Here is an 18787-nt window from a genome sequence, read left to right as displayed (position 1 = left end):
GACTCTTGTGAAGGCTCGTGGTCAATGAGGGTGCGCACTTTACCGAAGATCTTCCGGGGAGCACACGGGATGTCGCTGTCAGAAAATTACCAGTTTGTTACCCGATTATGCACGTGACTAAACGCGACGGCGCGCTGGATCTGCTCAAGTGGCTGGCGTTGCTGAGCATGCTGCTCGATCACCTGCGATATGTCGGGATCAGCGCCGATTGGCTGTATGTGCCGGGGCGTCTGGCGTTCCCGTGGTTCTGCCTGGCGATGGCGGCGAACCTGTCCCGCGCCGGTGCGCAGAAGACCGAGTGGCGCTATCTGGGCTGGTTGCTGCTGTTCAGCCTGGTCAGCGAGATTCCTTACCGCTTGTACATTCCCGATCCCGACACCTTGAACGTGATGCCTACGCTGGCGCTGGGGTTGCTGGTGGCGCGGGGCTGGCAGGATCGTACGTTGTTGTCGCGACTTTTGGACGCGGGCGCCTTGCTGCTGGCGGCGTTGTTTTCGCAGTGGCTGATGTTCGGCATATTTGGCGTGCTGTTGCCGCTGGCGCTGCTGTGGGTGATCCGTCGTCCCTGGTACTTCGGCCTGCTGCCGGGGCTAGTGTGTCTGGCGGGCAATCAATGGCGGGTGCTGTATGAGGCTGCGGAGTTCGGTAACTACGTGGCGGTGTTTGGCATCGCGGCGTGTCTGATTGCGCCACTGCTCGGGATAGTCTTGTTGCGACATGCCGGATCCCTTCATCCATTGCCCATGCGCCGCTGGGCGTATGCGCTCTATCCCCTGCATTTCCTCCTGCTGCTCGCCATCCGTGCGGCATACACCTGACCCCTGTGGGAGCGAGCCTGCTCGCGAAGGCGGTCTGTCAGCCAACTTCCATGTCGGATGTGCCGGCCTCTTCGCGAGCAGGCTCGCTCCCACAGGGGATCTCCACGAATTCAATCGGTCATTTCAGGCCATGTCGTAAACGCACCTTTGCGTGGCGTCCGCAGGCATTTGAGCTGTCTGCGCCGGTCATACCATCGGCATCAAAGGGCACTGCCTTGATTGCCAGTGCCTTACCGAGACGAATGGCGCACAGATGCCGCTGGGAGAGACGCGATGTTCAGCAAGCAAGACCAGATCCAGGGTTACGACGATGCACTGCTGGCGGCAATGAATGCCGAGGAGCAACGTCAGGAAGATCACATCGAGCTGATCGCGTCGGAGAACTACACCAGCAAACGCGTCATGCAAGCGCAGGGCAGCGGCCTGACCAACAAATACGCCGAAGGTTATCCGGGCAAGCGCTACTACGGTGGCTGCGAGCATGTGGATAAAGTCGAAGCGCTGGCCATCGAACGCGCCAAGCAGCTGTTCGGCGCCGATTACGCCAACGTCCAGCCGCACTCCGGTTCCTCGGCCAACAGCGCCGTGTACCTGGCGCTGATCCAGCCGGGCGACACCATTCTCGGCATGAGCCTGGCCCACGGCGGTCACCTGACCCACGGCGCGAAAGTGTCGTCCTCGGGCAAGCTGTACAACGCGGTGCAGTACGGGATCAACACCGACACCGGGCTGATCGATTACGACGAAGTCGAGCGTCTGGCCGTCGAGTGCAAGCCGAAGATGATCGTTGCCGGGTTCTCCGCCTACTCCAAGACCCTGGACTTCCCGCGTTTCCGCCAGATCGCCGACAAGGTCGGTGCGCTGCTGTTCGTCGACATGGCCCACGTCGCCGGTCTGGTCGCTGCTGGCCTGTACCCGAACCCGCTGCCGTACGCCGACGTGGTCACCACCACCACCCACAAAACCCTGCGCGGTCCGCGTGGCGGGCTGATCCTGGCCAAGTCCAACGAAGAGATCGAGAAGAAGCTCAACGCCGCGGTATTCCCCGGTGCCCAGGGCGGCCCGTTGATGCACGTCATCGCCGGTAAAGCGGTGTGCTTCAAGGAAGCGCTGGAGCCAGGCTTCAAGGCCTATCAGCAGCAAGTGATCGACAACGCCAAGGCGATGGCCAGCGTGTTTATCAAACGTGGCTACGATGTAGTGTCCGGCGGTACCGACAACCACCTGTTCCTGGTCAGCCTGATCCGTCAGGGCCTGACCGGCAAAGATGCTGACGCTGCCCTTGGCCGTGCGCACATCACCGTCAACAAGAACGCCGTGCCGAACGACCCGCAGTCGCCGTTCGTGACCTCAGGCCTGCGCATCGGCACCCCGGCCGTCACCACCCGTGGCTTCAAGGTCGCCCAGTGCGAAGTGCTGGCCGGCTGGATCTGCGACATCCTCGACAACCTCGGTGACGCCGACGTTGAAGCGAATGTGGCCAAAAACGTCGCGGCACTGTGCGCCGACTACCCGGTTTATCGCTGAGCGGTTTGGAGTAAATGACTATGCAACGCTATTCGGGCTTCGGCCTCTTCAAACACTCCCTCAGCCACCACGAGAACTGGCAGCGCATGTGGCGCACGCCGACGCCGAAGAAGGTCTACGACGTGGTCATCGTCGGCGGCGGCGGGCACGGTCTGGCGACCGCCTACTATCTGGCGAAAGAGCACGGCATCACCAACGTCGCCGTGGTCGAGAAGGGCTGGCTGGGCGGCGGTAACACCGCGCGCAACACCACCATCGTGCGCTCCAACTACCTGTGGGACGAGTCGGCGCACCTGTACGAACACGCGATGAAACTGTGGGAAGGCCTGTCGCAGGATCTGAACTACAACGTGATGTTCTCCCAGCGCGGTGTCTACAACCTGTGCCACACCCTGCAGGACATCCGAGATTCCGAGCGTCGGGTCAGTGCCAACCGCCTCAACGGCGTCGATGGCGAACTGCTTAATGCCAAGCAAGTGGCCGACGAGATTCCGTACCTCGACTGCTCGAAAAACACCCGCTACCCGGTGATGGGCGCGACCGTTCAGCGTCGCGGCGGCGTCGCCCGTCACGACGCCGTGGCCTGGGGCTTTGCCCGTGCCGCCGACGCCTTGGGCGTGGATCTGATCCAGCAGACCGAAGTCATCGGTTTCCGCAAGGAAAACGGCGTGTGCATCGGCGTCGAAACCAACAAGGGTTTCATCGGCGCCAAGCGTGTCGGTGTGGTCACCGCCGGTAACTCCGGGCACATGGCCAAGCTCGCCGGTTTCCGTCTGCCGATCGAATCCCATCCGCTGCAAGCGCTGGTGTCCGAGCCGATCAAACCGATTATCGACAGCGTGATCATGTCCAACGCCGTGCACGGTTACATCAGCCAGTCGGACAAGGGCGACCTGGTGATCGGCGCCGGTATCGACGGTTACAACGGTTACGGCCAGCGCGGTTCGTACCCGGTGATCGAGCACACCATCCAGGCGATCGTCGAGATGTTCCCAGTGCTGTCGCGGGTGCGCATGAACCGCCAGTGGGGCGGCATCGTCGACACCACCCCGGACGCTTGCCCGATCATTTCGAAAACCCCGGTACCGAACATGTTCTTCAACTGCGGTTGGGGCACCGGTGGCTTCAAGGCGACTCCTGGCTCGGGCAACGTGTTTGCCGCGAGTCTGGCCAAGGGTGAAATGCACCCGTTGGCCGCACCTTTCTCCATCGACCGTTTCCACAACGGTGCGTTGATCGATGAACACGGCGCTGCTGCGGTTGCCCACTAACAGGAGAAATCCCCATGTTGCATATCTTCTGTCCTCACTGCGGCGAACTGCGCTCCGAAGAGGAATTCCATGCATCCGGTCAGGCGCACATCCCGCGTCCGCTGGATCCGAACGCCTGCACCGATGAAGAGTGGGGCGACTACATGTTCTTCCGCGACAACCCGCGTGGTCTGCACCACGAACTGTGGGATCACGTCGCCGGTTGCCGCCAGTACTTCAACGTCACCCGCGACACCGTGACCTACGAGATTCTCGAAACCTACAAGATCGGCACCAAGCCGCAATTCACCGACAAGGCTGATTCGGCGAAAACAGCCACGACGGCGCTGGGAGAGAAGGTATGAGCCAGACCAATCGCCTGTCCAACGGTGGACGGATCGACCGCAACAAAGTGCTGAGCTTCACCTTCAACGGTCAGAGCTACAAAGGCTTCGAGGGCGACTCGCTGGCCTCGGCACTGATCGCCAACGGCGTCGACATCATCGGCCGCAGCTTCAAGTATTCGCGTCCTCGCGGGATCTTCGCCGCCGGTGCCGAAGAGCCGAACGCCGTGCTGCAGATCGGTGCCACCGAAGCCACGCAGATTCCCAACGTGCGCGCCACGCAACAGGCGCTGTACCAAGGCCTGGTCGCCACCAGCACCAACGGCTGGCCGAGCGTCAACAACGACATGATGGGGATTCTCGGCAAGGTCGGCGGCAAGCTGATGCCGCCGGGTTTCTACTACAAAACCTTCATGTACCCGCAATCGTTCTGGATGACCTACGAGAAGTACATTCGCAAGGCTGCCGGTTTGGGCCGTTCGCCGACCGAAGTCGATCCGGACACCTACGACTACATGAACCAGCACTGCGACGTGCTGATCGTCGGCGCCGGCCCTGCCGGTCTCGCCGCGGCCCTGGCGGCTGCGCGCAGTGGTGCGCGGGTGATCCTCGCCGATGAGCAGGAAGAGTTCGGCGGCAGCCTGCTCGATTCGCGCGAAAGCCTCGACGGCAAACCGGCGATCGAGTGGGTGGCCAGCGTCATTGCTGAACTGAAGAACACCCCGGACGTGCTGCTGTTGCCGCGCGCCACCGTTAATGGCTACCACGACCACAACTTCTTGACCATTCACGAACGCCTCACCGATCACCTCGGTGACCGTGCGCCAATCGGTCAGGTGCGTCAGCGCATCCACCGGGTTCGCGCCAAGCGTGTCGTGCTGGCGACCGGCGCCCACGAACGTCCGCTGGTCTACGGCAACAACGACGTGCCGGGCAACATGCTCGCCGGTGCGGTCTCGACTTACGTGCGCCGTTACGGTGTGGCACCGGGCAAGAAGCTGGTGCTGACCACCAACAACGATCACGCCTATCGCGTTGCGCTGGACTGGCTCGACGCCAGCCTGCAAGTGGTGGCCATCGCCGATGCACGGAGCAATCCGCGTGGTGCGCTGGTGGAAGAAGCCCGCGCCAAAGGCATTCGCATCCTCACCGGCAGCGCCGTGATCGAGGCCCGTGGCAGCAAGCGCGTCACCGCTGCCCGCATCGCCGCGATTGACGTCAAAGCGCACACCGTGACCAGCCCGGGCGAATGGCTCGACTGCGACGTGATCGCCAGTTCCGGCGGTTACAGCCCTGTCGTGCACCTGGCTTCGCACCTCGGTGGCAAGCCGATCTGGCGTGAAGACATCCTCGGTTTCGTACCGGGCGAAGCACCGCAGAAGCGTGTGTGCGTCGGCGGCATCAACGGCGTTTACGGCCTCGGAGATTCGCTGGCCGATGGTTTCGAAGGTGGCGCACGCGCTGCCAGTGAAGCCGGTTTCGCGGTGGTCGAAGGCACGCTGCCAAAAGCGCTGAGCCGTCTCGAAGAAGCGACCCTGGCGCTGTTCCAAGTGCCGCACGAGAAGGGCACTTCGCGTGCGCCGAAACAATTCGTCGACCTGCAGAACGACGTCACCGCCGCCGCCATCGAACTGGCGACCCGCGAAGGTTTCGAGTCGGTCGAGCACGTCAAACGTTACACCGCGCTGGGTTTCGGCACCGATCAGGGCAAGCTCGGCAACGTCAACGGCCTGGCCATTGCCGCCCGCTCGCTGAACGTGACCATCCCGCAGATGGGCACCACGATGTTCCGCCCCAACTACACGCCGGTAACGTTCGGCGCCGTGGCCGGTCGTCACTGTGGGCACATCTTCGAGCCGGTACGCTACACCGCGTTGCATCAATGGCACCTGAAAAACGGCGCCGAGTTTGAAGACGTCGGCCAGTGGAAACGTCCTTGGTACTTCCCGAAAAACGGTGAAGACATGCATGCCGCCGTCAAACGCGAATGCAAAGCCGTGCGCGACAGCGTCGGCCTGCTCGACGCCTCGACCCTGGGCAAGATCGACATTCAAGGCCCGGATGCCCGCGAGTTCCTCAACCGCGTGTACACCAACGCCTGGACCAAGCTCGACGTGGGCAAGGCGCGTTACGGCCTGATGTGCAAAGAAGACGGCATGGTCTTCGATGACGGTGTGACGGCCTGCCTGGCGGACAACCATTTCGTCATGACCACCACCACTGGCGGCGCGGCTCGCGTGCTGCAATGGCTGGAGCTGTACCACCAGACCGAATGGCCAGAGATGAAGGTGTACTTCACCTCGGTCACCGACCACTGGGCGACGATGACCCTGTCCGGGCCGAACAGCCGCAAGCTGCTCAGCGCCGTGACCGACATTGATCTGAGCAACGAAGCGTTCCCGTTCATGACCTGGAAAGAAGGTCTGGTCGGCGGCGTGCCGGCGCGGGTGTTCCGCATCTCGTTCACCGGTGAGCTGTCGTACGAAGTCAACGTGCAGGCCGACTACGCGATGGGCGTGCTGGAGAAAATCGTCGAGGCCGGCAAGCAGTACAACCTGACGCCGTACGGCACTGAAACCATGCACGTGCTGCGCGCCGAGAAGGGTTTCATCATTGTCGGTCAGGACACTGACGGCTCGATGACCCCGGACGACCTGAACATGGGCTGGTGCGTCGGTCGCACCAAACCGTTCTCGTGGATCGGCCAGCGCGGCATGAACCGAGAAGACTGCGTGAAGGATCAGCGTAAACAACTGGTGGGCCTGAAGCCGATCGACCCGAACGTCTGGCTGCCGGAAGGTGCGCAACTGGTGTTCAACACCAAGCAGGCGATCCCGATGACCATGGTCGGCCACGTGACCTCCAGCTACGCGCACAACTCCCTCGGCTATTCGTTTGCCATGGGCGTGGTCAAGGGCGGTCTGAAGCGCATGGGTGAGCGGGTGTTCGCGCCGCTGGCCGATGGCAGCGTGATCGAGGCGGAGATTGTTTCTTCGGTGTTCTTCGATCCGAAGGGTGATCGGCAAAATATTTGAGGGTTCGGCTCCTGTGGAGTGCCAGTCGCACCGCGGTGACTTCATCGCGAGCAGGCTCACTCCTACAGGTGATCGCGTACCCCTTGTAGGAGTGAGCCTGCTCGCGATAGCGGTAGATCTGCTTGCAAAGGGTTCAAGTCAGAATTCAGGAAGGTGCTTTATGACCACAGCCAATGTTTACCAGCAACGCCCGACCACCGGGGCCCGTGCCGAGTCGTCGCTGCACCATGCCGACCTCGCCAGCCTGGTCGGCAAGGGTCGCAAGAACGCCGGCGTGATCGTGCGTGAAAAGAAACTCCTCGGTCACCTGACCATTCGTGGCGATGGCCACGATGCAGCCTTCGCCGCTGGCGTGCACAAGGCCCTCGGCATTGAGTTGCCGGGCGCCCTGAGCGTGATCGTCAAAGGCGAAACCAGCCTGCAATGGATGGGCCCGGACGAGTGGCTGCTGATCGTGCCAAGCGGTGAAGAATTCGCCGCCGAGCAGAAACTGCGCGAAGCGCTGGGCGACCTGCACATCGCGATCGTCAACGTCAGCGGCGGCCAGCAAGTGCTCGAACTGAGCGGGCCGAACGTGCGTCAGGTGCTGATGAAATCCACCAGCTACGACGTGCACCCGAACAACTTCCCGGTCGGCAAAGCGGTGGGCACGGTGTTCGCCAAGTCGCAGCTGATGATCCGCCATACCGCCGAAGACACCTGGGAACTGCTGATCCGCCGCAGCTTCTCGGACTACTGGTGGTTGTGGCTGCAGGATGCTTCGGCTGAATACGGGTTGAGCGTACAAGCCTAAAAGCTTACCCCCTCACCCCAGCCCTCTCCCCCAGGGGGGAGAGGGGGAAAGGGAACAGATTTGTGTAGTTTTCGAGCCTGAGTTCGCCGCGATATTTCAGGTCGGCGTAGCTCGAAAGAACACCTCGGTCAGTCCCCTCTACCTTCGGGAGAGGGCTAGGGTGAGGGGCAAAAATCCCCCAGACACCGCGCACAAAAGAACAGGAGTCACCGCACCATGAGCCGCGCCCCAGACACATGGATTCTGACCGCCGACTGCCCCAGCGTGCTCGGCACGGTGGACGCGGTGACGCGTTTTCTGTTCGAGCAGGGTTGCTACGTCACCGAGCACCATTCGTTCGATGACCGGCTCTCGGGTCGTTTCTTCATTCGCGTGGAATTCCGTCAGCCCGACGGTTTCGACGAGCAGTCCTTCCGCGCCGGCCTCGCCGAGCGCGGAGAGGCATTCGGCATGGTCTTCGAGCTGACCGCGCCGAACTACCGGCCAAAAGTGGTGATCATGGTCTCCAAGGCCGATCACTGCCTCAACGATTTGCTCTACCGCCAGCGCATCGGCCAGTTGTCGATGGACGTGGCGGCGGTGGTGTCCAACCACCCGGACCTCAAGCCGCTGGCCGACTGGCACCAGATTCCCTACTACCATTTCCCCCTCGACCCCAACGACAAGCCGTCGCAGGAGCGTCAGGTGTGGCAGGTGATCGAAGAGTCCGGCGCCGAACTGGTGATCCTCGCCCGCTACATGCAGGTGCTGTCACCGGAGCTGTGCCGCAAGCTCGATGGCAAGGCGATCAACATTCACCACTCGCTGCTGCCGGGGTTCAAGGGCGCCAAGCCGTATCACCAGGCCTACAACAAGGGCGTGAAGCTGGTCGGCGCGACGGCGCATTACATCAACAACGACCTCGATGAAGGGCCGATCATTGCCCAGGGCGTCGAGGCGGTGGATCACAGTCATTACCCGGAGGATCTGATTGCCAAGGGGCGGGATATCGAGGGCCTGACCCTGGCCCGGGCCGTGGGTTATCACATTGAGCGCAGGGTGTTTCTCAACGCCAATCGCACGGTCGTTCTCTAGATCGCTTTCGCGAGCAGGCTCGCTCCCACAGGGATTTGTGTCGAAACACAGGTCTCTGTCACACCAAAGATCAACTGTGGGAGCGAGCCTGCTCGCGAAGAGGCCATAACAGGCAACACAACAATCAGCATCTGTACCCGAGCACTTAACGCGCTGCCTGCCTGGGCAACGCAGTTCCATAAAAACAACAGCGAGGTGAAAGCATGTCTGGCAATCGTGGTGTGGTGTATCTCGGCGCTGGCAAGGTCGAAGTACAGAAAATCGACTATCCGAAAATGCAGGACCCGCGTGGCAGGAAGATCGAGCACGGGGTGATCCTGCGTGTGGTGTCCACCAACATTTGTGGCTCCGACCAGCACATGGTGCGCGGCCGTACCACGGCGCAGACCGGTCTGGTGCTGGGCCACGAAATTACCGGCGAAGTGATCGAAAAGGGTTCCGACGTCGAGAATCTGAAACTCGGCGACCTGGTCTCCGTACCGTTCAACGTGGCTTGCGGGCGCTGCCGTTCCTGCAAGGAGCAACACACCGGCGTCTGCCTGACCGTCAACCCGGCCCGTGCCGGCGGTGCCTACGGTTATGTCGACATGGGCGACTGGACCGGCGGCCAGGCCGAATACGTGCTGGTACCGTATGCCGACTTCAACCTGCTGAAACTGCCGGATCGCGACAAGGCCATGGAGAAAATCCGCGACCTGACCTGCCTCTCCGACATCCTCCCGACCGGTTATCACGGCGCAGTGACGGCGGGCGTTGGCCCGGGCAGCACCGTTTACATCGCCGGTGCCGGCCCGGTCGGGCTGGCCGCTGCGGCCTCGGCGCGTCTGCTGGGGGCGGCGGTGGTGATCATCGGCGACGTCAACACTATCCGCCTGGCGCACGCCAAGGCTCAGGGTTTTGAAGTGGTCGACCTGTCCAAGGACACGCCGCTGCACGAGCAGATCGCCGAGCTGCTGGGCGAGCCGGAAGTCGATTGCGCGGTGGATTGCGTGGGCTTCGAAGCACGCGGCCACGGTCACGACGGGGTGAAAGCCGAAGCCCCGGCTACCGTGCTCAACTCGCTGATGGGCGTGGTGCGTGTGGCCGGCAAGATCGGTATTCCGGGCCTGTACGTGACCGAGGATCCAGGTGCCGTGGACGCCGCCGCGAAAATGGGCAGCCTGAGCATCCGCTTCGGCCTGGGCTGGGCCAAATCCCACAGCTTCCACACCGGCCAGACCCCGGTGATGAAATACAACCGCCAACTGATGCAGGCGATCATGTGGGACCGCATCAACATCGCCGAAGTGGTTGGCGTGCAGGTCATCAGCCTCGATCAGGCGCCGGAAGGTTACGGCGAGTTCGATGCCGGCGTACCGAAGAAGTTTGTGATCGATCCGCATCGGTTGTTCAGTGCGGCGTAAGTTTCAGGCAATGCAAAACGGCGACCTCAAGGTCGCCGTTTTTTATGGGGATGAGCACGAAACCTGTGGCGAGGGAGCGTGCTCCCGCTCGGCGGCGAAGCCGTCGTAAAATCCACTAGCCACAAAAGGTTTGTGGTGCCAGAGTCAGAGAGCCGCTAACGCGCCTTGGTAAAGCACCGGCCCGGTCGGCTGCCCGGTCGGCGAGCCACCCTTGGGTTCCAGACTCACCGCCAGCGCAATCGGCTGGCCGATCAAGACTTTCTGCGCCGCGCTCAGTTCAACCTTGCCTTTGCCGCCTAAAGGAATCACCCCCAGCGAAATCGGCTTGCCATCCGCTGGAATCGCCCACAATTCCAGGCTGCGATCAGGCCCGATTGCCGCCAGTGTCAGCGGCTCGACTTGCAGATAATCGGCATGCGCTTCGACCTTCAATGCCGGTTGCGCGTCGGCGCTCAGCAGGGTGGCGTGGTAGCGGGCGTCGTCGCGGTTGTACAGGGAGCCGAGGAACACCAGCACCACGATCGAACAGGCAGCGACGCTGACGCGCAGCCAGTTCCAGAACGGACGTTTTTCCGGGACGTGCAGCACTTGCGGCTCGATCCGCGCGGTGATGCCTTGCCACACCCGATCCGGCACCGGGTGCTCCGGCAGCGTTTCGGTAAGGCTGGCGAGGCTCTCCTGCCACTGCGCCAACTCGGTTCGCAGTGCTGCGTCATCCAGCAGCAATTGTTCAAAACGTCGACGCGCCGCCGCCGACATCAGGCCAATGGCGTAATCGGCAGCGAGGGCGCGGCGCAGGGCGGGGGTCTGGTAGTTCATGATTCAAGGCACCTGCGCAGACGCTCCATGCCGCGACGAATCCACGACTTCACCGAGCCCAGCGGTGCCGCCAGGTGTTCGGCCAGTTCCGAGCAGGAAAGGCCCTGGAAGTAGGCGACGCTGATCGACTGGCGCTGCATGCCGTCGAGGGTGTCGAGGCAACGGTGCAGCGCGCTGGCTTCGCGGCTGCTGTTTAACAGGTCGTGGGCCGAAGGGCCTTCGTCCGGCAGGGTGTCCTGTTCGAAGTCGGTCATCGGCCGTTCGCGCTGTTTGCGCAGTTGGTCGATGGCCTGATGGCGGGTGATGTTGATCATCCAGGTCAGCGGCGCCGACAAATGGGCTTCGTAGCGCGAGGCGTTGTTCCAGATGCGCACGAAGCTTTCCTGCAGCACTTCCTCGGCCAGATCCGCCCGGCCCATGAAGCGCAGGGCCACGCCGTGCAGGCGCGGGCCAACGCTGCGATAGAGCGTTTCGAATGCACCGCGGTCGCCCAGTGAGCACTGGGCCAACAGCTGGCGCAACTGATCGTGGTCGGCGATGGAAATGACGGCTCTCCAGGCAATGGGCGGGCGACGAGGGCGCTGCTCGGGCTGTTCACAGGCTAGTTCAGCGACAGCGCTTGTGCCATTCATCTGCGGTTATCCACGGTTTCACGTTTTATATACGTGGCTATGCTGAAAATGGATGCGCCGGCGAGGAACATGCAGGCTGAAACCCGGTCAAACCGGCAGTTTTGCCGCTCATTGAAGGGCGGTTACCACAGCGCAAGAGGATGTCTGAATGAAGATTTCACGCGGTATTGCCTTGGCTTCACTGATGACCCTTGCAGCGAGCCCGGTGTTTGCCGGCTTCAGTCTGGACGATGTGACAAAAGCGGCTGCAAGCATGCAGGGTGGCAACGCTGCCACCGCCGCCGCGCCGACCTCGGAAACCGCCGGTTTGCTGCAAGCCGTTACCGGTCTCGGTGTTACGCCTCAGCAAGCCGTCGGTGGCACCAGCGCCATGCTCGGCCTGGCCAAGAATCAGTTGAGCAGCACCGATTATTCGCAGTTGGCCAAAGAAGTGCCGGGCATCGACAAACTGTCGGGCGGCAGCGGCAACCTGGCGGCGTTGAGTGGTTTGCTGGGTTCGTCGGGCAAGTCGGCCGGGCTGGAAAACGCGCTGGGCAACGTCAAGGACACCAACGACCTGAACAACGCCTTCGGGGCCTTGGGCATGGACAGCGGCATGGTCGGCCAATTTGCCCCGGTGCTGCTCAAGTATCTGGGTGACCAAGGCGTCGGCGGCCCGATTCTGCAGAGTCTCGGCAGCATCTGGGGCGCCGGCACCGGTAGCTGATTCAGCTGCGCTCGCCGCGCAATTCGCTAATGCGCTGATCCTTCTCGGTCCAGAGCTGGTTGACCCAGTTCTGGACCTGCTGACGAAACAGTGGATCGTTTTCGTAATCGCCCTGCGACAACGCCGGGTCTAGTTCGCGGGTCTGGATGTCGACGATGACGCGCGGCACGCTGCCGCTGATCAGATCCCAGAACCCCGGAATGTTCTCCTGTGGATAAACCACGGTCACGTCGAGCAATGCATCCAGCTGCTCCCCCATCGCCGCCAGCACAAACGCCACGCCACCGGCCTTGGGTTTGAGCAGGTGTCTGAACGGTGACTGCTGCTGCGCACTTTTCGCCGCGGTGTAGCGGGTGCCTTCCAGATAATTCACCACCGTCACCGGCTGGCGTTTGAACAGCTCGCAGGCCTGCTTGGTGATTTCCAGATCCTTGCCCGCCAACTCCGGGTGCTTGGCGAGGAACGCCTTGCTGTAGCGCTTCATGAACGGGTAATCCAGCGCCCACCACGCCAGACCGAGGAACGGTACCCAGATCAGCTCTTTCTTGAGGAAGAACTTGAAGAACGGCGTGCGCCGGTTGAGGGTCTGGATCAGCGCCGGAATGTCGACCCACGACTGGTGGTTGCTGACCACCAGGTACGAGGTGTCACCACGCAGGTCTGCGCCGCCGCGAATATCCCATTGGGTGGGAATGCACAGGCGAAAGATCAGCTTGTCGATTTCGGCCCAGGTCTCGGCAATCCACATCACCGCCCACGAGGCGTAATCGCGCCAGCGCCCGGGCGCAATCAGTTTGAGCAGGGCAAAGACCAGCAACGGCCCGATCAGGATCAGGGTGTTGAGCAACAGCAGCAGGGTGACGAAACAGCCGGTGAGCAGGCGGCGCATAAGCAACTCTATGAAGGCGGATGGGCGCGCCATGATAAGTGGCTTCGGGTGACAGGCCAAATCGATGGTGACGAATGTTTCACTTTTGGGCCGGTATGCTTTGCTCAAGATTCATTTTGAATGGGCTGGCCTCTTCGCGAGCAGGCTCGCTCCCACAGGAGATTTATGCGGTGCGCAAGATTGCATGCACACAGAAGATCCAATGTGGGAGCGAGCCTGCTCGCGAAGGCTGACTTGAGGCGAACCAATTGCCCGTCCGCTGTCTAAAATCTCGCGTCTGACGCCCTCATTTTCCAAGGAAGCCCTCTACGTGAAATCCCTCCTTGCACTGTTTGCCCTCGTCGCCCTGCCGGTCATGGCCGCCGAGCCGACCCTGTACGGGCGTTACGAATACATCGCGCTGCCGGAAATCGGTGGTGAGGTGCTCAAGGCCAAGATGGACACCGGCGCGCTGACCGCCTCGCTGTCGGCCAAGGACATCGAGACCTTCACCCGCGATGGCGAAAACTGGGTGCGTTTCCGCCTCGGCACCAAGGATGCCAGCAACAAGGTCTACGAACACAAGGTCGCGCGGATCAGCAAGATCAAGAGCCGCTCGGATGAAGAGGACGAGGGCGACAGCACCGAAGTCGCCAAGCGCCCGGTGGTTGATCTGGAATTGTGCCTGGGCAACGTCAAGCGCACCGTTGAGGTCAACCTGACCGACCGCAGCAACTTCAACTACCCGCTGCTGATCGGTGCCAAGGCCCTGCGCGAGTTCGGCGCGGCAGTGAACCCGGCGCGGCGTTTCACCGCCGACAAGCCGGACTGCTAAGTGGTCTCATTGACGTAACGTCAGGCTTGGGGCACCGTTCGCGCACTTAACCCATGGGCTCGGACGCCATGCCTCATATCCTGATTGTCGAAGACGAAGCGGCGATTGCCGACACGCTGATTTTTGCCCTGCAGGGCGAGGGGTTCGCCACCACGTGGCTGAGCCTCGGCGCGGCGGCGCTGGAGTTTCAACGGCAGACCCCGGCTGACTTGATCATTCTCGATATCGGCCTGCCGGACATCAGCGGTTTCGAAACCTGCAAACAGCTGCGGCGCTTCAGTGAAGTGCCGGTGCTGTTTCTCAGTGCCCGGGACGCCGAGATCGATCGGGTGGTGGGGCTGGAGATCGGCGCCGACGATTACGTGGTCAAGCCGTTCAGCCCACGGGAAGTCGCCGCACGGGTACGGGCGATTCTCAAGCGCATGGCGCCGCGTCCTGCGGTTGAAGCGTCCTCGACGCTGTTTCGCATCGATGCCGAGCGTGTGCAGATCGTCTATCGGGGACAGCCGTTGAGCCTGACCCGTCATGAGTTTCGTCTGTTGCAATGCCTGCTCGAACAACCGCAGCGGGTGTTCAGCCGCGAGCAATTGCTCGATGCGCTGGGCGTGGCGGCGGACGCCGGCTACGAGCGCAGCATCGACAGCCACATCAAAAGCGTGCGCGCCAAATTGCGCCTGGTGCGGGCCGATGCCGAGCCGATCCAGACCCACCGCGGCCTCGGTTACAGCTACAGCCCGGGGCACAGCTGATGTCGTTGGGGCTGCGGATTTTTCTGGTGTATGTGCTGTTTGTTGGCCTGACCGGTTACTTCGTGCTCAACACGGTGATGGAAGAAATCCGCCCGGGCGTGCGCCAGTCCACCGAAGAAACCCTGGTCGACACCGCCAACCTGATGGCGGAAATTCTCCGTGATGATTTCAAGGCCGGCACGCTCAGCGAGAACCGCTGGCCCGAATTGTTGCGGGCCTACGGCGAGCGCCAACCACAGGCGACGATTTGGGGTTTGCCGAAAAACCAGGTCAACCACCGCATCTACGTCACCGACGCCAAAGGCATCGTGGTGCTGGATTCCAGCGGCGTGGCGGTCGGTCAGGATTACTCGCGCTGGAACGACGTGTACCTGACTTTGCGTGGTGAGTACGGCGCTCGTTCGAGCCGCAGCGATCCGAATGATGCGAACTCCTCGGTGATGCACGTCGGTGCGCCGATCCGCGACAACGGCCGGATCATCGGCGTGGTTACCGTGGCCAAACCCAACAGCTCATTGCAGCCTTATGTTGATCGTACCGAGCGGCGCTTGCTGTTTTACGGTGCCGGGCTGATCGGCCTCGGTCTGCTGTTCGGCGCTTTGCTGTCGTGGTGGCTGAGCCGCGCGCTGCACCGTTTGACCGGGTATGCGCAGGCGGTGAGCGAAGGCCGGCGAGTGGAAGTACCGCATTACCGTGGCGGCGAACTGAAGCAACTGGCCACAGCGGTGGAGCAGATGCGCACCCAGCTCGAAGGCAAGGCTTACGTCGAACGCTACGTGCACACCCTGACCCATGAATTGAAGAGTCCGCTGGCGGCGATTCGCGGTGCTGCGGAATTGCTGCAGGATGAGATGCCAGCGATTCAGCGCCTGCGCTTTGTCGGCAACATCGACAGCGAAAGCGCACGGATGCAGCAGTTGATCGAGCGGCTGTTGAATCTGGCTCAGGTGGAACAGCGGCAGGGTCTTGAGGAGCGCGTGGCGGTGCCGCTGGCGGCATTGGTTGATGAATTGTTGCGGGCGCAGGCAGCGCGCATCGAAGGCCGGCGGCTCACGGTCGAGCAGACGATTGCGCCAGATCTGCTGCTGATCGGCGAGCCGTTTCTGTTGCGTCAGGCGTTGGGCAATCTGCTGGAGAATGCGCTGGATTTCACCCCGGTCGCCGGGCTGCTGCGCTTCAGTGCCGAGCGCGTGGGGGAGCAGGTCGAGTTGCGCTTGTTCAACGAAGCAGCGGCGATTCCCGAGTATGCCTTGCCGCGCTTGAGTGAACGGTTTTACTCGCTGCCGCGCCCGGACACTGGGCGCAAGAGCACTGGACTGGGGCTGAACTTTGTTGAGGAAGTGGTGAAGTTGCATGGTGGGTCGATGCATATCCGCAACGTCGAGAGCGGTGTGGAAGTGACATTGCGCTTGTCCTGAAACCGAGTCGCTGCCTTCGCGAGCAAGCCCGCTCCCACAGGGGGGGGTGTTGAAACACAGGTCTCTGTCACACCAAAGATCAACTGTGGGAGCGGGCTTGCTCGCGAAGGGGCCGGTGCAGTCTCCACACAATCTCCATATTCCCCCCACATTCCCCTCATACATCAACAGCAGACTCTGCCCATCCAAACAGGGAGAGTCCCATGAACAAGAATCTGACCATAAAGCTCGGGGCGATTGCCCTGCTGATCCTGCTGTTGCTGATACCGCTGCTGATGATCGACGGCATCATCGATGATCGCCAGCAACTGCGCGACGGCGTGCTCGAAGACATCGCTCGCAGCTCCAGCTACAGCCAGCAACTGAGCGGGCCGGTGATGGTAGTGCCGTATCGCAAAGTGATTCACAACTGGAAGCTCAACGACAAAACCAACCAGCGCTACGACGAGCCAAGTGAAGAACGCGGTCGGCTGTACTTTCTCCCGGAGCGCTTCGAGCTCGACGGCCAGGTGCAGACCGAGCTGCGCAATCGCGGTATCTACGAAGCGCGACTGTTCCATGCCGACAATCGCATCAATGGGCATTTCTCGTTGCCGGCGCAATTGGGGATCAAGGAAGACTTTGCCGATTACCAGTTCGATGCGCCGTTTCTGGCGGTGGGCATCAGTGACATTCGCGGTATTGAAAACGCCCTGAAACTGGAACTCGACGGTCAACGCCTGGACTTCGTACCCGGCACCCAGGTCGGCTGGCTCGGCGAAGGCGTGCGGGTGACGTTGCCGGCGCTGGATACCCGCAACGCCACGGAACTGACTTTCGGTTTCGACCTGCGCCTGCAAGGCACCGGTTCGCTGCAGGTGTTGCCGGTGGGCAAAAGCAGTCACGTCAGCCTTGCCGCCAACTGGCCGCACCCCAGTTTTGTTGGCAACTTCCTGCCGGGCAAACGCGAGATCAGCGATCAGGGTTTCAGCGCCGATTGGCAGACCACATTTTTCTCCACCAACCTGCAAGAAGCCATGAGCCGGTGCGTGATGGGCAATGACTGCGAGGCGTTCAACGGGCGCAGTTTTGGTGTGAGTTTCATCGATCCGGTGGATCAGTACCTGAAGAGTGATCGGGCGATCAAATATGCGCTGTTGTTCATCGTCCTGACGTTCGCCGGTTTCTTCCTGTTTGAAGTGCTCAAGAGTCTGGCAGTACACCCGGTGCAATATGCGTTGGTCGGGGTGGCGCTGGCGTTCTTCTATCTGTTACTGCTGTCGTTGTCGGAGCACATCGGCTTTGCCCTGGCGTATCTGCTGTCGGCCAGTGGCTGTGTGCTGTTGATCGGGTTTTATGTTTGCCACGTGCTGCACAGCGTGCGTCACGGTCTGAGTTTCTCCGCGGGATTGGCGGCGTTGTATGGCCTGCTGTATGGCCTGCTGAGCGCCGAGGATTACGCGCTGCTGATGGGCTCGCTGCTGTTGTTCGGCCTGCTCGGGGTGTTCATGGTGCTGACGCGCAAACTCGACTGGTACGGGATCGGGCAGAAACCGGCCAAGCCGCTGGCGTTTGATGTGGGGGCGATGCAATGAGCGGGTTGCGGGAGGATCAGCGCTGGAAGGAAGAGTTGGTGACGCGGATTGTCGGGTTTCTGCCTGTGGATGCGAGTTGGTGCCTTCGCGAGCAGGGTCGCTCCCACAGGAGTACGCATTCCAATGTGGGAGCGAGCCTGCTCGCGAAGGGGCCGGGTCAGGCGCCGCAGCCTTAAGGCTTGGGCATGGTGGCGACCATGGACGGTCGCTGGCTCACCTCGAAATACCAGTTGGCCAGTTGCGGATTGGCGCTGCGCCAGTCCAGATCCGGATGACGCAGATCGATGTAGCCCAGTGCGCAAGCGACGCTGATGGCGGCCACGTCGAAGTGGCTGGTCAGCTCGGCGATGGCGTCACTTTCCAGATAGGCCAGGGCGCGGCGGATTTTCTCGCGCTGGGCGTCGAGCCATTCGTCCCAGTGCTTTTCCGGGGCACGCAACACCAGTTCGTAACGCACCATCACCGAGGCATCCATGATCCCGTCGGCCAGCGAGGCCAGGGTCAGGCGCCGCCAACGGACCGCGCCTTCGCGGGGGATCAGCGGATTGCCGACGTGTTGCTGGTCGAGGTATTCGAGGATCACGCGGCTGTCATGGATCACGTTACCGTCCGCCAGACGCAGCGCCGGGATCTTGCCCAGCGGGTTGTCGGCGTTGAGCGCGGTGTCCGGGCTGACCGGCGTGAGGACGCAGTCTTGCAGGGCGACGCGATCCTGCTGACCGGTCTCGTGCAACAGCACCATCACTTTGCGCACGAACGGGGAAAGCGTGTTGTGGAACAGGGTCATGCTGGGGGCGGACATTGGCAAACCTCGGTGGTCATCGAAGAGCAGGAGATTAGCCTAGTCAGATACAGAGCGGCTGGCGAGGGATTTGGTGGTGTTCATCAGGCCGCCTTCGCGAGCAAGCCCGCTCCCACATTGGATCTGTTTCGTTCACAAAT

The 18787-nt window shown here is 61.8% G+C and carries 17 protein-coding genes; 13 read left to right on the top strand and 4 right to left on the bottom strand.

The window, feature by feature from the left end:
- The first annotated feature begins 107 nt into the window (after nt 1-107).
- The 8 genes from ACOYXG_RS24595 to fdhA all read left to right on the top strand — a co-directional run bounded on the left by ACOYXG_RS24595 (nt 108) and on the right by fdhA (nt 10244).
- Nucleotides 108-818 carry a TraX family protein gene (locus tag ACOYXG_RS24595; RefSeq protein ID WP_460354455.1) on the top strand — a complete coding sequence of 237 codons (711 nt, stop codon included), beginning with the start codon at nt 108-110 and terminating at the stop codon, nt 816-818.
- A 273-nt stretch (nt 819-1091) separates the two neighbouring features.
- Complete coding sequence (glyA, locus tag ACOYXG_RS24590; protein WP_027610662.1) at nt 1092-2345, top strand: serine hydroxymethyltransferase; 1254 nt, start codon at nt 1092-1094, stop codon at nt 2343-2345.
- A 20-nt stretch (nt 2346-2365) separates the two neighbouring features.
- A complete protein-coding gene (locus ACOYXG_RS24585) occupies nt 2366-3616 on the top strand; it encodes a sarcosine oxidase subunit beta (protein ID WP_003206307.1) in 1251 nt (416 codons plus the stop codon).
- Nucleotides 3617-3630: 14 nt separating this feature from the next.
- Nucleotides 3631-3960 carry a sarcosine oxidase subunit delta gene (locus ACOYXG_RS24580; RefSeq protein WP_047596487.1) on the top strand — a complete coding sequence of 110 codons (330 nt, stop codon included), beginning with the start codon at nt 3631-3633 and terminating at the stop codon, nt 3958-3960.
- On the top strand, nt 3957-6974 hold the full coding sequence (locus ACOYXG_RS24575; protein ID WP_027610663.1) for a sarcosine oxidase subunit alpha: 3018 nt from the start codon (nt 3957-3959) through the stop codon (nt 6972-6974). The genes ACOYXG_RS24580 and ACOYXG_RS24575 overlap by 4 nt, the downstream gene beginning before the upstream one ends.
- A gap of 160 nt (nt 6975-7134) precedes the next feature.
- Nucleotides 7135-7767 carry a sarcosine oxidase subunit gamma gene (locus tag ACOYXG_RS24570; RefSeq protein WP_034155013.1) on the top strand — a complete coding sequence of 211 codons (633 nt, stop codon included), beginning with the start codon at nt 7135-7137 and terminating at the stop codon, nt 7765-7767.
- A 216-nt stretch (nt 7768-7983) separates the two neighbouring features.
- Nucleotides 7984-8841, top strand: a complete 858-nt coding sequence (purU, locus tag ACOYXG_RS24565; RefSeq protein ID WP_097089069.1) for a formyltetrahydrofolate deformylase — start codon at nt 7984-7986, stop codon at nt 8839-8841.
- 203 nt (nt 8842-9044) lie between these two features.
- Nucleotides 9045-10244 (top strand): formaldehyde dehydrogenase, glutathione-independent, encoded by a 1200-nt coding sequence (gene fdhA / locus ACOYXG_RS24560; RefSeq protein ID WP_115988743.1) that lies wholly within the window; start codon nt 9045-9047, stop codon nt 10242-10244.
- A gap of 144 nt (nt 10245-10388) precedes the next feature.
- Here fdhA and ACOYXG_RS24555 read toward each other — a convergent pair whose 3' ends face one another.
- Together ACOYXG_RS24555 and ACOYXG_RS24550 are read right to left on the bottom strand one after the other, a co-directional pair.
- Complete coding sequence (locus ACOYXG_RS24555) at nt 10389-11063, bottom strand: anti-sigma factor domain-containing protein (protein ID WP_115988744.1); 675 nt, start codon at nt 11061-11063, stop codon at nt 10389-10391.
- On the bottom strand, nt 11060-11695 hold the full coding sequence (locus ACOYXG_RS24550) for an RNA polymerase sigma factor (protein ID WP_115988745.1): 636 nt from the start codon (nt 11693-11695) through the stop codon (nt 11060-11062). The genes ACOYXG_RS24555 and ACOYXG_RS24550 overlap by 4 nt, the downstream gene beginning before the upstream one ends.
- 148 nt (nt 11696-11843) lie before the next feature.
- Between ACOYXG_RS24550 and ACOYXG_RS24545 the strand changes: the two genes are divergently transcribed.
- Nucleotides 11844-12401 carry a DUF2780 domain-containing protein gene (locus ACOYXG_RS24545; protein WP_027610668.1) on the top strand — a complete coding sequence of 186 codons (558 nt, stop codon included), beginning with the start codon at nt 11844-11846 and terminating at the stop codon, nt 12399-12401.
- A 1-nt stretch (nt 12402) separates the two neighbouring features.
- On the opposite strand, the gene ACOYXG_RS24540 is transcribed toward ACOYXG_RS24545, so the two are convergent.
- Nucleotides 12403-13290: an acyltransferase gene (locus ACOYXG_RS24540; RefSeq protein WP_115988746.1), complete on the bottom strand. Its 888-nt coding sequence runs from the start codon at nt 13288-13290 to the stop codon at nt 12403-12405.
- 310 nt (nt 13291-13600) lie between these two features.
- Between ACOYXG_RS24540 and rloA2 the strand changes: the two genes are divergently transcribed.
- From rloA2 to creD, 4 genes are all read left to right on the top strand, one after another.
- Complete coding sequence (gene rloA2 / locus ACOYXG_RS24535; protein ID WP_007962587.1) at nt 13601-14104, top strand: retropepsin-like aspartic peptidase RloA2; 504 nt, start codon at nt 13601-13603, stop codon at nt 14102-14104.
- A gap of 68 nt (nt 14105-14172) precedes the next feature.
- On the top strand, nt 14173-14853 hold the full coding sequence (gene creB / locus ACOYXG_RS24530; RefSeq protein ID WP_027610670.1) for a two-component system response regulator CreB: 681 nt from the start codon (nt 14173-14175) through the stop codon (nt 14851-14853).
- The gene (gene creC / locus ACOYXG_RS24525) at nt 14853-16271 is read left to right on the top strand and encodes a two-component system sensor histidine kinase CreC (RefSeq protein ID WP_460354447.1); all 1419 of its coding nucleotides are present in this window, start codon (nt 14853-14855) and stop codon (nt 16269-16271) included. Before creB ends, creC begins: the two co-directional genes overlap by 1 nt.
- A 203-nt stretch (nt 16272-16474) precedes the next feature.
- Nucleotides 16475-17845, top strand: coding sequence for a cell envelope integrity protein CreD (gene creD / locus ACOYXG_RS24520; RefSeq protein ID WP_097089078.1), 1371 nt, complete (start codon nt 16475-16477; stop codon nt 17843-17845).
- Between the two features lie 172 nt (nt 17846-18017).
- Here the strand turns inward: creD and ACOYXG_RS24515 are convergent, their stop codons facing one another.
- Nucleotides 18018-18647, bottom strand: a complete 630-nt coding sequence (locus ACOYXG_RS24515) for a glutathione S-transferase (protein WP_097089082.1) — start codon at nt 18645-18647, stop codon at nt 18018-18020.
- Nucleotides 18648-18787 lie beyond the last annotated feature (140 nt).

The sequence above is a fragment of the Pseudomonas sp. G3-39 genome (genome assembly GCF_054790485.1).
This window is presented reverse-complemented; position numbering and strand designations above follow the sequence as displayed.

Excerpts from the sequence above, each read along its gene's own strand:
- creB (WP_027610670.1), top strand. The coding sequence starts at position 14,173 with ATGCCTCATATCCTGATTGTCGAAGACGAAGCGGCGATTGCCGACACG.
- purU (WP_097089069.1), top strand. The coding sequence starts at position 7,984 with ATGAGCCGCGCCCCAGACACATGGATTCTGACCGCCGACTGCCCCAGC.
- ACOYXG_RS24580 (WP_047596487.1), top strand. The coding sequence starts at position 3,631 with ATGTTGCATATCTTCTGTCCTCACTGCGGCGAACTGCGCTCCGAAGAG.
- ACOYXG_RS24555 (WP_115988744.1), bottom strand. The coding sequence starts at position 11,063 with ATGAACTACCAGACCCCCGCCCTGCGCCGCGCCCTCGCTGCCGATTAC.
- glyA (WP_027610662.1), top strand. The coding sequence starts at position 1,092 with ATGTTCAGCAAGCAAGACCAGATCCAGGGTTACGACGATGCACTGCTG.
- ACOYXG_RS24515 (WP_097089082.1), bottom strand. The coding sequence starts at position 18,647 with ATGTCCGCCCCCAGCATGACCCTGTTCCACAACACGCTTTCCCCGTTC.
- ACOYXG_RS24540 (WP_115988746.1), bottom strand. The coding sequence starts at position 13,290 with ATGCGCCGCCTGCTCACCGGCTGTTTCGTCACCCTGCTGCTGTTGCTC.
- creD (WP_097089078.1), top strand. The coding sequence starts at position 16,475 with ATGAACAAGAATCTGACCATAAAGCTCGGGGCGATTGCCCTGCTGATC.
- ACOYXG_RS24595 (WP_460354455.1), top strand. The coding sequence starts at position 108 with ATGCACGTGACTAAACGCGACGGCGCGCTGGATCTGCTCAAGTGGCTG.
- fdhA (WP_115988743.1), top strand. The coding sequence starts at position 9,045 with ATGTCTGGCAATCGTGGTGTGGTGTATCTCGGCGCTGGCAAGGTCGAA.
- ACOYXG_RS24550 (WP_115988745.1), bottom strand. The coding sequence starts at position 11,695 with ATGAATGGCACAAGCGCTGTCGCTGAACTAGCCTGTGAACAGCCCGAG.
- ACOYXG_RS24575 (WP_027610663.1), top strand. The coding sequence starts at position 3,957 with ATGAGCCAGACCAATCGCCTGTCCAACGGTGGACGGATCGACCGCAAC.
- ACOYXG_RS24585 (WP_003206307.1), top strand. The coding sequence starts at position 2,366 with ATGCAACGCTATTCGGGCTTCGGCCTCTTCAAACACTCCCTCAGCCAC.
- ACOYXG_RS24570 (WP_034155013.1), top strand. The coding sequence starts at position 7,135 with ATGACCACAGCCAATGTTTACCAGCAACGCCCGACCACCGGGGCCCGT.
- ACOYXG_RS24545 (WP_027610668.1), top strand. The coding sequence starts at position 11,844 with ATGAAGATTTCACGCGGTATTGCCTTGGCTTCACTGATGACCCTTGCA.
- creC (WP_460354447.1), top strand. The coding sequence starts at position 14,853 with ATGTCGTTGGGGCTGCGGATTTTTCTGGTGTATGTGCTGTTTGTTGGC.